This window comes from Flavobacterium hankyongi (assembly GCF_036840915.1).
In the GTDB taxonomy this organism is placed as follows: Bacteria; Bacteroidota; Bacteroidia; order Flavobacteriales; family Flavobacteriaceae; genus Flavobacterium; species Flavobacterium hankyongi.
Genome location: NZ_CP085725.1, coordinates 1,778,963 through 1,790,951 on the forward strand (window position 1 = coordinate 1,778,963; position 11,989 = coordinate 1,790,951).

Consider the following 11,989-nt stretch of genomic DNA (forward strand, 5'->3'; position numbering starts at 1 on the left):
TAGTAAAAAGGTATTAACTTACAGTAACTTTTGTTTTAATTCTATTAATTTCAGGGTGCAAATGTACAACTATTTTTTAAAATCCAAATGTTTCCGTAACATTTTTTGATTTTAACACACTAATCCTGAAACTTTAATTATTCATATATTTGTAAACTAAACTAATCAGCCATGAACGAAATTATTAAGAAAAACGGAATCAATTACGGAATAATAACTGGTGTAATTTCTATTTTAATTACTACAATAATATACAGCACAAATTTAGAATTATTTATGTCTGGATGGATTACTTTTCTTAAAGTATTAATTTTTGGAGCAATTTCGGTCATTTTAATAAGTAAAACTAAAAAAGAGCTAAAAGGAATTATTTCATTTAAAGATGCTTTTACTACTTATTTTATATCAATATTAATTGGTCTTGCATTAGCCATCATTTTTGAAATAATACTTTTCAACTTTATAGACCCTTCTCTTAAAGATACATTAAAAGAAATGTCAATTAAATTTACTGCTGAGTTATTACAAAAATTTGGAGCTCCATCTTCAGAAATAAATAAAGCTATAGAGCAAATTCAAAAAAATGATCAATTTTCAATTGGTCAACAAATACAAGGTTTTTTTGTTTATGTAGTTATTGCTTCAATTTTTGGATTAATTTTGGCAGCTATTTTTAAATCTAAACCTTCATATCAACAATAGTGAATATTTCGATCATAATTCCTTTACTAAACGAACAAGAGTCGTTACCCGAATTAACATCATGGATTACAAAAGTCATGACTGAAAACAATTTTAGTTATGAAGTTATTTTTATTGATGATGGAAGTACTGATAATTCTTGGGACACAATTCAGAATTTATCAGCAGAGAATTCAAACATAAAAGGAATTAAGTTTCTAACAAATTTTGGAAAATCTCAAGCTTTACATGCTGGTTTTGCTAAAGCAAAAGGTGATGTAGTAATTACAATGGATGCTGATTTACAAGACAGTCCAGACGAGATTCCAGAATTATACAACATGATTACCCAACAGAATTACGATTTAGTTTCTGGATGGAAGAAAAAAAGATATGATTCTGTAGTAGCTAAAAATCTACCTTCAAAATTATTTAACTGGGCAGCTCGCAAAACATCAGATGTCCAACTTAATGATTTCAACTGTGGACTAAAAGCTTACAAAAACATTGTTATCAAGAACATTGAAGTTTCTGGAGAAATGCATCGTTATATCCCTGTACTAGCAAAAAATGCAGGATTTGGAAAAATTGGCGAAAAGGTAGTAATACATCAAGCTAGAAAATACGGAGAATCAAAATTTGGAATCAACAGATTCATAAATGGCTTTCTTGATCTAATAACCATTTGGTTTTTATCAAAATATGGCAAACGACCAATGCACTTGTTTGGAGCAGCTGGTGTTTTAATGTTTATCATTGGATTTGTGTCTACCTTTTTAATAATTGGATTAAAATTATTTAAATTGTATACAGGTTACGAAACAATATTAGTAACCAGCAATCCTTTATTTTACATTGCGCTAACAGCAATGATTATAGGAACACAACTATTTTTAGCTGGTTTTTTAGGCGAAATTATACTTCGTACAAAAAACAATGAAGAACGATATAAAATTTCTAAAGAAATCAATCTTTAGACAGATATAATAATAATAATTCTAAAATTAAGAAAATGCATATAGAAAAGGCAATTTTAGACAAAGTAAACGTTTGGTTAACACCAACATTCGACAATCAAACTCGTGAAGCAATCGAAGAAATGATGACTTCTTCGCCAAAGGAACTAGAGGACAGCTTTTATAAAAACCTAGAATTTGGAACTGGAGGAATGCGCGGAGTTATGGGTGTTGGTACAAACCGTATCAACAAATACACTCTGGGTAAAAACACACAAGGCTTATCAAATTATTTAAAAAAATGTTTTCCTGGAGAAGATTTAAAAGCTGCAATTGCTTATGATTGTCGTAACAACAGTAATACATTAGCAAAAGTTGTGGCCGATGTTTTTTCGGCAAATGGAATTAAAGTGTATTTGTTTTCAGATATGCGTCCAACTCCGGAACTTTCATTTGCTGTTAAACATTTAAATTGTCATGTTGGAATTGTTCTTACTGCATCTCACAATCCACCTGAATATAACGGATACAAAGTGTATTGGCAAGATGGAGGCCAAATTGTACCTCCACAAGACGGTGAAGTTATCAAGGTTATTGAAAGTTTAGAATATACTGATATAAATTTCAATGCAAATGAAAATTTAATTGAATATATCGACACAGCAGTTGATGAGGCTTTCAGAGATTCAACAGTAGCGAATGCTAGTTTTGACACTTCAAAATCGGCCAAAGAAAATCTAAAAATTGTTTACACGCCATTACACGGAACATCCATAAAAGCTATCCCTGGAGTTTTAGCGAAAGCAGGTTATACAGATGTAAATATTGTTAAAGAACAAGAGATTCCTAATGGAAATTTCCCAACTGTAAAATCCCCAAATCCAGAAGAACCAGAAGCTTTAGAAATGGCTATGGAATTAGCAGAAAAATTAAATGCTGATATTGTTGTGGGGACAGATCCTGATTCAGACAGATTAGGTGTGGCCGTTAGAAATACCAAAGGAGAAATGATGCTACTAAACGGAAATCAAACCATGGTAGTCATGACAGCATTCTTGTTGGAACAATGGAAAAAACAAGAAAAAATAACTGGAAACGAATTTATTGGTTCTACCATTGTATCAACTCCTATGATGCTTGATTTAGCTGAAGCTTATGGTGTAGAATGCAAAGTTGGTTTGACAGGTTTTAAATGGATTGCAAAATTTATCAAAGACTTCCCTAATCAAAAATTTATTGGTGGTGGTGAAGAAAGTTTTGGTTTTATGGTTGGTGATGCGGTTCGCGACAAAGATGGTGTAGGTGCTATCTTGTTAGTCTGCGAAATAGCAGCACAAGCAAAAGAAAAAGGAAGCTCTTTGTATCAAGAATTGCTTCAAATGTATGTTGATTTTGGATGCTATAAAGAACACCTAATTTCTATAACAAAAAAAGGAATTGAAGGAGCAAACGAAATCAAACAAATGATGATTGATTTACGTGAAAATCCGCTTTCTGAAATAAATGGTCAACGAGTAGTTTGTGTGGAAGACTATCAAAGTTCAAAAGGGAAAGATTTCATGAACAATGAAGAATTTGAAATTACAGTTCCTAAATCGAACGTATTAATTTATTATTTAGAAGACGGAAGCAAAATTTGTGCACGTCCAAGTGGCACAGAACCTAAAATAAAGTTTTATTTTAGTGTAAATTGTGCTATTGAAAGTCTTGCAGATATTACTGAAGCTGAACTTCTTTTGGATACTAAAATCACAAACATTATAAAAGAACTTAATCTTAATTAATGGATAATAATCTAAAAAAAATAATTCCTTTTGCACTACATTACAAAAGGAATGTTACCCTAAACATTATTTTCAACGTATCATATGCTTTATTTAGTACGTTACTAATGGTCTCTTTAATGCCTACCCTTGATGTCATTTTTGACAAAGGTAAAAAGGTATTAACCAAACCCATTTACACTGGTATTGCAGATATAAAAGATTTCGGAGTAGATTATTTAAACTATACAATCACAAGTATTTCTAATGAACATGGGAAACAAAATGCTTTATTACTGGTAATTGGAATTGTATTAATAACTGCATTGCTGAAAAACTTTTTCAATTACTTAGCTTCTAGACATGTTACTGCTTTACGAAATGGGGTTTTGCGTGATTTAAGACAAAAACTCTATCATAAAATAATACATCTGCCTGTTTCTTATTATTCAGATCAGCGTAAAGGAGATGTTATGGCACGTATGCTTGGGGATGTTGGAGAAGTTCAAAACTCTTTTTTTCAAATTCTGGAATTGATTGTTAGAGAACCTTTAACTATTCTATTTTCTATCATAACAATGTTTGCAATTAGTTCAGAACTTACATTGTTTGTATTTTTATTCATACCAATTTCAGGATTCATTATTTCCAGAATTGGCAAAAGCTTAAAATCAAAATCACAACGTGCACAGCAAGAATCAGGAGTTTTTATTTCTACACTTGATGAAACACTATCAGGATTAAAAGTGGTTAAAGGATTTAATGCAGAGAATATTTTTATCCAAAAATTTAATGATTCTATTAACCGATTACTAAAATTATCTAACAGTATTTCTAACAAAAATAATTTAGCCTCGCCAATGAGTGAGTTTTTAGGAATTATGACTATTGGAACATTACTTTGGTATGGAGGAAAACTGGTTTTGGTTGATCAAACATTAAGCAGTACAGCTTTTATTACATACATAGCTCTCGCTTATACTATCCTTACTCCTGCAAAAGCAATTTCAAAGGCTTCTTTTCAGGTGAAAAGTGGTTTAGCTGCCGCCGAAAGAGTTTTTGTTTTATTAGAACAAGAAAACACAATTACTGACAAACCTGACGCTATCGTTAAAAAGTCTTTTGATGAAAAAATAACAATTGAAAACATCAATTTTGCTTACGCAGAAGAAAATGTATTGAAGAATTTTTCATTAGAAGTTCCTAAAGGAAAAACTGTTGCTTTAGTTGGTCAATCTGGAAGTGGAAAAAGTACCATTGCCAATTTATTGACGCGTTTTTATGATGTTAATGAAGGAAAAATTGCTATTGACGGAATTGACATTAAAGATTTAGAAATGCATTCGCTTCGTGCCCTAATGGGATTAGTGACGCAAGATTCTATCTTATTTAATGACACAATAAAGAACAATTTACTTATTGGTAAACCAAACGCTACTGATGAGGAAATAATTGAAGCCCTTAAAGTAGCCAATGCTTATGAGTTTGTGAAAGATTTACCTAAAGGAATAGAAACCAATATTGGTGATTCTGGAGGAAAACTATCGGGAGGACAAAAACAACGTTTATCTATTGCTCGTGCCGTACTTAAAAATCCTCCGATAATGATTTTAGACGAGGCAACATCAGCATTAGATACTGAAAGTGAAAAATTTGTTCAAGTTGCTCTGGAAAATATGATGCAGAACAGAACATCTATTGTAATTGCTCACCGTTTGTCTACAATACAAAAAGCAGATAAAATTGTAGTAATGCAAAAAGGTGAAATTGTTGAGCAAGGAACTCACGATGAACTTTTAGCTAAAAATGGAACTTATTCCAAATTAGTAATGATGCAATCATTTGAATAAATACAATCCCGACTCGTTCGGGATTTTTTATTACATAAAGAATATATATCTTGGTAAAAAAATAAAATTATGAAGCAAAGTACATTCACAGGTATTTTTATAATACTTTCAACGATAATTTATTTATTAATATTAGAATTTTTAGGAGAAGATATTCTATCAAAATTTATAGTAGGCTTCACATTAAGTGCTTTCTTTATCGGAAGGTATTCTGCAAAATTCCCTAAATAATTACGTATGTATATTCCAAACAACAATATCAAATTACCAGAAGATCCCAATACTGTTGTGTGGAAATATCTTGACCTTTCAAAATTTTTAGATATTTTACTATCAGGTAAAATGTTTATGTCGCGATCTGATAAATTTGAAGATCAATACGAAGGCACATTTAGTGAACCCACCTTTGAAGAAATTAAAAAAATATCTGAAAACAATCCTAAATTTCTTGATTACTACAAATCACATCGTGAAAATGTGGTAGTTAGTAGCTGGCACACCAATGAATATGAGAGTTTTGCCATGTGGCAAATTTTCACAAAAAACAATGAAGGACTTGCCATTCAGTCCACAATAGGGAGGCTAAAAGAAGCTTTACACCCAGAAAGACATTTCGAGCAATACATTGGTGAAGTAAATTATATAGACTATAAGAAGGAATACATCCCTTTTGACGATGCTTTTTTCCCTTTCTTGTTCAAACGAAAAAGTTTTCAGTATGAAAGAGAGATTCGCATAATATCAGACGTTACAAATCAACAAATGACCATAAACGACGGATTAAAAATTCATGTTGATATAAACACCTTAATCGAGAAGATTTATATTCATCCAAAAAGTGAAAACTGGTACAAAAAACTCGTTATCGAACTTGTTGAACGATTAGGTTTTGATTTCGAAATTGAAAAATCTGATTTGGAGAGTGATATTCTTATTTAACCACCTTAAACTCTTCTGCTTTCCAATCCTTTGATACATTTACGGTGAAATAATGCAATTCGTCATTTTTATCGAAAGCACCATTTTTGTTTTGGTCATCAATGGTTCTAAAAAATATTTTATTAGCAACTTCCACATAATTCCAATCAATTAACTCTTGAAGTTCCGGAGATACTTTGGTAAAGTTTTTACCCATATCATTACTAATATATAATGATTTGATATCATCAGAATCTACTTTACTGTCTTGATTAGTATCGGCATCTGCCAACACATAAACTAACATTTTTTTAGATTTAAGATAGGTCATTCGCTCAATCATAACTACTTTATCAGTTAAGACATGTAATGAATCTGTCCCTATTTGCTGAAATTTTACATTTTGAAGATATCCTGTCAACTCATCTTCTAAAACATTAGAAACATTAAACGTTGTTTCAGCATCCATTTTTTCAGAATAACTTCCTTTTTGAAAACTGCTAACTTGTAATTCACCAATGGTGTATAATAATACATTCGAATTTGAAAACTGAAGTGGTAAATCAGCTACTAATAATTTTGAAGTGTCTTTTTTCACTTCAACTTTATTAGTTGGTTTATCATATTTCACTTTTGGCTTTTGTTCTTCTTTACAATTCCAAAAAAGTGAAAAAAGCGGAAGAATATAAACAATTATCTTTTTCATGCTTTTAAGTTTTAATCAAATATATTTTAAAAAAATTACAATTTGGCAATCAACTTAACACTAAAAACACGAGATGTTAAGTAGTTAGGCACTCCATATTGCTGTTTTGTGTAAACATCTCTAACCCATGTGTTTGTAATTGCATTTTGATTATTAAACATATTAAATATTTCTAATCCTAATGACAATTCTCTAAATTTATAAAGCCAACTTCCTTCTTCCTTAGCTCTTGCTCTATCTGTAAAAACATAAGAGAAACCAGCATCGGCTCTACGATAATCTCTCAATCTCAATTGATAATCATATGGATCGGCATATGATGGAGATCCACCCGGTAATCCTGTATTATAGACTAAATTCAGGTACATTTTTAAGGCTGGAATGTTTGGCACATAATCCTGAAATAAAACTCCAAACTTTAATCTTTGATCTGTTGGTCTTGCAATATACCCTCTATTGTTGATGTTTTCTTCTGTTTTTAAATATCCAAAACTCAACCACGACTCTGTTCCAGGAACAAACTCTCCATTTAAACGCAAATCTAACCCTTGAGCGTATGCTTTTGCGTCATTATTTGCCTCATATCGTATACGAACATTGTCAAGCGTGTAAGTATTAACATTTGAAAGTGACTTATAGTATAATTCAGAAACCAATTTAAAAGGGCGATTCCACATTTTAAAACTAAAATCATTTCCAAGAACTACATGAACAGATTGCTGTGCTTTTACATTGGGCTGAACAACTCCCAAGCTATCTCTTAACTCACGATAAAAAGGCGGCTGATGGTACAAACCTCCCGAAAGTCTGAAAAGCATATCCTTTTCCCAATTAGGTTTAATAGCAAATTGAGCACGAGGGCTTATAGTAATTTGACTTTTACCCGAAATATTATCACCACTCACCTGCCATTCATGAGCACGAACACCAATATTGGTAAAAATATCATGCTCATTCCACTTTGTTCTTCTATTCCATTGCGCATAACCTGAAAATCTGTTTATGTTGGCAAAATTAGTAGCTCTTACATTACTATACGGAACCAAAGGACCTGTATAAGGTGTGTAAGGTTGTTCATTAATAGGAATATCTAAAATTGGGTTATTTAAAGAAAAACCAGCTGAATCTACCACTTCCCATTCTCTTAAACGATCACGAATACTTTCATGAGTATATTTTAAACCCCATTCAATTTGGTCATCATTTTTTTTATGAATTCCTTTTACTTCTACATTCATAATTAAAGCATCTAAATCGTTTCGGGCATGCGTTAATTGTGATCCTACACCACGTGTATACTCAACATTTCCGAAGTTATCATCTCCTAAATTAGAATTTACTTCTCCTAATCTATATTCGGCAAGAATATCAAAGTACTCTTGTTCCATAGTATGATAAGCAGATCCAATGAATTTTAAATCAAAATTATCATTAACTGCATAAATCCCTTTGTAAGCACCAAAAAATGTAGTGTATCTGTCTTTTTCTTGACCTTGATATTCAATTAATAAAGCTATTGGTTCACTAATAGTACCAAAATTTGTTTTACTAAAAAGCGGCTTGTAATCATATTTATTTTGAGATATATTACCTAAAAATCCATGTTGCCATTTCGCATTTGGCGTAAATGTGATGTAGGTTTGAATATCTGCAAAACGTGGTTTAAAATCTGTTTCAGTTTTTTGGCTATTCACCAACAATCTATTATCACGATAGCGAACTCCAGTAACAGCAGTCCATTTTTGATTTTTCGAAGCATTTTCCATTGCTAAACTTCCACCAAGGAAACTAGCTTCTAATGAGGCTCCAAATTTTGTTGGTCTTCTATACGTAATATCAAGAACTGAAGACAATTTATCTCCAAATTTTGCTTGAAAACCTCCTGCTGAGAAATCAACATTTTGAACCAAATCAGTGTTTGTAAAACTCAATCCTTCTTGTTGTCCAGAACGAATCAAAAAAGGTCTGTACACTTCTATTTCATTAACATAAACTAAGTTTTCGTCATAATTTCCTCCTCGAACATTGTATCCTGTGCTCAATTCATTGTTTCCACTTGCCCCTGGTAATGTTTTAATGATGTTTTCAACACCTGCATTGGCTCCGGGAATTAAACGAATAGCTTTAGGAGAAATAGTTGTAACACCTTCTACTCTTTTTCGGCTATTATTTGTAATTACCACTTCTCCTATTTGCTCTACGTTACTTTTAAGAATAATATTGAACTCATAATCTTCATTTGGCTTTAATTCTAAAGAAATAACTGCCGTTTTAAGTGATACATGGGAAAATTTAAGGTTCGATTTAACATTTGATGGGATTGTCAAGATGTAAAAACCATTCGAATTACTTACAGTTTTATTTTCCTGAAAAATGACATTTACATTTTCTACTGGTTGATTATTTTCATCTAAAATAATCCCTTTAACCCTTGAAGTTTGGGCAAATGATACAATAGAAACTAGAAAAAACAAAAAGGAATATAAGGTTTTCAAAATATTTTATTTGGTTTTGGTAAAATAGGATTCAAATGTAGTAGAATTTCCCATATTATCTTTTACAATTAGTTTAAAATCATTCCTTCCATTAATAAAAATATCGTCAGAAAAATTATGAGTCAGCCTATTCAATTTAGTTTCATATTCCATTAAAATCCATTTATCGTTTAAAAAAGCGTTGTATTCTTTTATTCCAGACAAATTATCCGAAATATAAATCTTAAAGGTCTTTGCATCATCTAAAACATCTTCATCTTTAAAACTTGGATTGTAAACTCTAGGAGCTTCTTCATCTTTAGACAAAAAGAATTTACCTAATTTTTTGGTGTAGATTGTAAATAGGTTTTCTTTTTTGTAAGTTTTGTTATATTCAATTCTTGTCCCGTCTAAATTGGCAATAAACATTTTTTCTCTTTCATTTTCAGGAATTTTTGTAACATCAAAACTGATAGTAATGTTTCCATTAACAGCTTCAGAATCGTTGTGCAGAAAAAGCTCATTATTTTTAACGTCAAAGTCTAAATAGAAATCCTCGTAAAAAGTTTTTTCAGGTATAAAAACAGAAATATCATCTTTAGTATAACTCTGTTCATTTAAAGCTTTTAGAAAATAAGGAGTTACTTTTTCACTTTTTTGTTGCGTTATTGGCAAGACTCCATAAGTTACAGGAATATTGACTTCTGTCTTGTTTTGATTAAAATCTTCAAGAACTATTTTGTAGTTTGTAGTGAGATTAGACGAAACATTTAGAATACCATCATTTTTTTTAGTTTTTATAATATTTTGCGGATAAAAATAACCAACAAACAATTTTTGAAAACGCTGTTTTTGAGATTGATATCTAGAATAATCAATAAAGGTATTGATGAGTTTTGTTTCATCAAAAGAAAATGTTTCAAACTCATATCCAAAATAAGGCAATCCATTAGCAAAAGAACTCATTTTAAAAATACCATTCTTCCCATAACTATTGTTTGCCAAGTCATAAGCATTAATTCCAAAACTTATTTTCCCACTAGCGGTAATTGGATTTGAAATATATGTTCCGTCTTTTTGTAAATTTAGATTTAAGAAAACAGGATTTGCCGAGCCATTTATTTGAGAATTAGCATCTAAAGGATAAGCTAAAATTGAATTAAGAACTGGTTTTTTTGTATCCTTTAAGCTATCACACAGTCCAAAATACAATGGATTAATTATGAATTCAGACTTAGTATCCCTAATTTCAAAATGCAAATGAGGACCACTTGAACCACCAGTATTCCCAGAATATGCAATTAAATCACCTTTTTTAACTGGCATTTCATTTGCTTTTGGGCGTATTTCTATTTCATAATTCTGCTTGGTATAATGCTCTTTATTTAACACATTTTGAATATCAGGAGCACAACGCTGTAAATGTCCGTAAACAGTAGTATATCCATTAGGATGATCTATATAAATTGATTTCCCATAACCCGTAGTAGATATTCTTATTCTTGAAATAAAGCCATCAGCACTGGCATAAACTGGAAGGCCTTCTTTTTGTTGTGTTCTAAAATCGATTCCTGAATGAAAATGATTGGGGCGAAGTTCACCAAATGAGCCCGCTAATGACAAAGGAATATCTAATGGAGATCTAAAATAATCTTTAGGGTATTTATCTTGACCAATTGAGTAATTAGCTAAAAACAGTATCAAAAAAATTAAAAATCTCATAAAAAACATTTGCGCTAATATAACAAATTGTTTTATAAAAAAATACGTACAATAAACATATATAACCCTAAGAAAACAAACAAACTAGAAGTAAAAAGTGATAAATTTCATTTTTTTTTCTAAAGATATTGTTATAATTCATCAGGAATATTAACTTTGTGAAGTTATGTAATGAATTTTTATTGAAATGAGCGATATTGGAGGAATAGTTGATTCTCTTGAAGTTAGGTTTCAGAAACTCTTAAATAAAATGGAGAGTTTACACCAATCAAATCAAGAAATCCAACAAAAGCTAGATCAAGCTGAAAAAATTATCCAAAATCAGGAACAAGAAATAAAAGATTTAAAGTCAAGATTTGACTCTATAAAAATCACAAATTCATTACTTGGTAGTGACGAATATAAACGAGATACAAAGCTTAAAATAAATTCATTAATTAGAGAAATTGACTATTGTATAGCACAATTATCTGATTAAAACGCATAATGAGTGAAAAATTAAAAATTAAGATATCTATAGCTGATCGTGTTTACCCCTTAACAGTAGACCCAAGTCAGGAAGAAGGACTAAGAAGTGCTTCAAAAAAAATAGATGCCATGATTAAACAATTTGAACAAAATTATGCAGTACGTGACAAACAAGATGTTTTGGCCATGTGCGCTTTACAATTTGCAGCTCAAGTTGAACAAAGACAGATAGAGAAATCTACTATTGAAGAAACAACTAAAATCAAATTGGAAAAATTAAATGATTTATTAGCAGATTATCTAGATAAATAACGCTCTTTACATACACTAAAAATACTACCTACATTAGTACTTATTTGATAAACTCAACGCTAACAAATTAGAATGGGCAAATCTCCGTTACTATAGCAGGCCTTTAAGTAGGAAGCTTGAAAAACGGGTTAGCTCAAAA

Annotated in this window: 11 protein-coding genes; 8 read left to right on the forward strand and 3 right to left on the reverse strand. The window is 30.8% G+C overall.

From position 1 onward, the window contains the following. Window positions 1-171 precede the first annotated feature (171 nt). From LJY17_RS08345 to LJY17_RS08370, 6 genes are all read left to right on the forward strand, one after another. A complete protein-coding gene (locus tag LJY17_RS08345) occupies window positions 172-702 on the forward strand; it encodes a DUF4199 domain-containing protein (protein ID WP_264543381.1) in 531 nt (176 codons plus the stop codon). Then, a complete protein-coding gene (locus LJY17_RS08350) occupies window positions 702-1,658 on the forward strand; it encodes a glycosyltransferase family 2 protein (protein WP_264543382.1) in 957 nt (318 codons plus the stop codon). The genes LJY17_RS08345 and LJY17_RS08350 overlap by 1 nt, the downstream gene beginning before the upstream one ends. A gap of 35 nt (window positions 1,659-1,693) precedes the next feature. Further along, a complete protein-coding gene (locus LJY17_RS08355) occupies window positions 1,694-3,421 on the forward strand; it encodes a phospho-sugar mutase (RefSeq protein ID WP_264543383.1) in 1,728 nt (575 codons plus the stop codon). Then, window positions 3,421-5,250 carry an ABC transporter ATP-binding protein gene (locus LJY17_RS08360; RefSeq protein ID WP_264543384.1) on the forward strand — a complete coding sequence of 610 codons (1,830 nt, stop codon included), beginning with the start codon at window positions 3,421-3,423 and terminating at the stop codon, window positions 5,248-5,250. The genes LJY17_RS08355 and LJY17_RS08360 overlap by 1 nt, the downstream gene beginning before the upstream one ends. A 69-nt stretch (window positions 5,251-5,319) precedes the next feature. After that, window positions 5,320-5,481: a hypothetical protein gene (locus LJY17_RS08365; RefSeq protein WP_264543385.1), complete on the forward strand. Its 162-nt coding sequence runs from the start codon at window positions 5,320-5,322 to the stop codon at window positions 5,479-5,481. Window positions 5,482-5,487: 6 nt separating this feature from the next. Next, entirely contained in the window at window positions 5,488-6,189 is a 702-nt protein-coding gene (locus LJY17_RS08370; protein WP_264543386.1) for a hypothetical protein, read from the forward strand. Here LJY17_RS08370 and LJY17_RS08375 read toward each other — a convergent pair. From LJY17_RS08375 to LJY17_RS08385, 3 genes are read right to left on the reverse strand one after another with little or no spacing between them, the layout of a single operon-like run. Then, entirely contained in the window at window positions 6,182-6,874 is a 693-nt protein-coding gene (locus LJY17_RS08375; RefSeq protein ID WP_264543387.1) for a hypothetical protein, read from the reverse strand. The two genes, LJY17_RS08370 and LJY17_RS08375, sit on opposite strands and share 8 nt — an antisense overlap. A 35-nt stretch (window positions 6,875-6,909) precedes the next feature. Further along, entirely contained in the window at window positions 6,910-9,369 is a 2,460-nt protein-coding gene (locus LJY17_RS08380) for a TonB-dependent receptor (RefSeq protein ID WP_264543388.1), read from the reverse strand. 6 nt (window positions 9,370-9,375) lie between these two features. Then, a complete protein-coding gene (locus LJY17_RS08385; RefSeq protein WP_264543389.1) occupies window positions 9,376-11,070 on the reverse strand; it encodes a M23 family metallopeptidase in 1,695 nt (564 codons plus the stop codon). 187 nt (window positions 11,071-11,257) lie between these two features. On the opposite strand from LJY17_RS08385, the gene LJY17_RS08390 reads away from it, so the two are divergent. After that, window positions 11,258-11,548, forward strand: coding sequence for a DUF3450 domain-containing protein (locus LJY17_RS08390; protein WP_264543390.1), 291 nt, complete (start codon window positions 11,258-11,260; stop codon window positions 11,546-11,548). A gap of 8 nt (window positions 11,549-11,556) precedes the next feature. Next, window positions 11,557-11,850, forward strand: a complete 294-nt coding sequence (locus LJY17_RS08395) for a cell division protein ZapA (protein WP_264543391.1) — start codon at window positions 11,557-11,559, stop codon at window positions 11,848-11,850. The last annotated feature ends 139 nt before the right edge of the window (window positions 11,851-11,989 follow it).

What these genes read in the sequence shown, in the direction of transcription:
- LJY17_RS08345 (WP_264543381.1), top strand. Translation starts at nt 172, where the DNA reads ATGAACGAAATTATTAAGAAAAACGGAATCAATTACGGAATAATAACT.
- LJY17_RS08355 (WP_264543383.1), top strand. Translation starts at nt 1,694, where the DNA reads ATGCATATAGAAAAGGCAATTTTAGACAAAGTAAACGTTTGGTTAACA.
- LJY17_RS08360 (WP_264543384.1), top strand. Translation starts at nt 3,421, where the DNA reads ATGGATAATAATCTAAAAAAAATAATTCCTTTTGCACTACATTACAAA.
- LJY17_RS08365 (WP_264543385.1), top strand. Translation starts at nt 5,320, where the DNA reads ATGAAGCAAAGTACATTCACAGGTATTTTTATAATACTTTCAACGATA.
- LJY17_RS08370 (WP_264543386.1), top strand. Translation starts at nt 5,488, where the DNA reads ATGTATATTCCAAACAACAATATCAAATTACCAGAAGATCCCAATACT.
- LJY17_RS08375 (WP_264543387.1), bottom strand. Translation starts at nt 6,874, where the DNA reads ATGAAAAAGATAATTGTTTATATTCTTCCGCTTTTTTCACTTTTTTGG.
- LJY17_RS08385 (WP_264543389.1), bottom strand. Translation starts at nt 11,070, where the DNA reads ATGAGATTTTTAATTTTTTTGATACTGTTTTTAGCTAATTACTCAATT.
- LJY17_RS08390 (WP_264543390.1), top strand. Translation starts at nt 11,258, where the DNA reads ATGAGCGATATTGGAGGAATAGTTGATTCTCTTGAAGTTAGGTTTCAG.
- LJY17_RS08395 (WP_264543391.1), top strand. Translation starts at nt 11,557, where the DNA reads ATGAGTGAAAAATTAAAAATTAAGATATCTATAGCTGATCGTGTTTAC.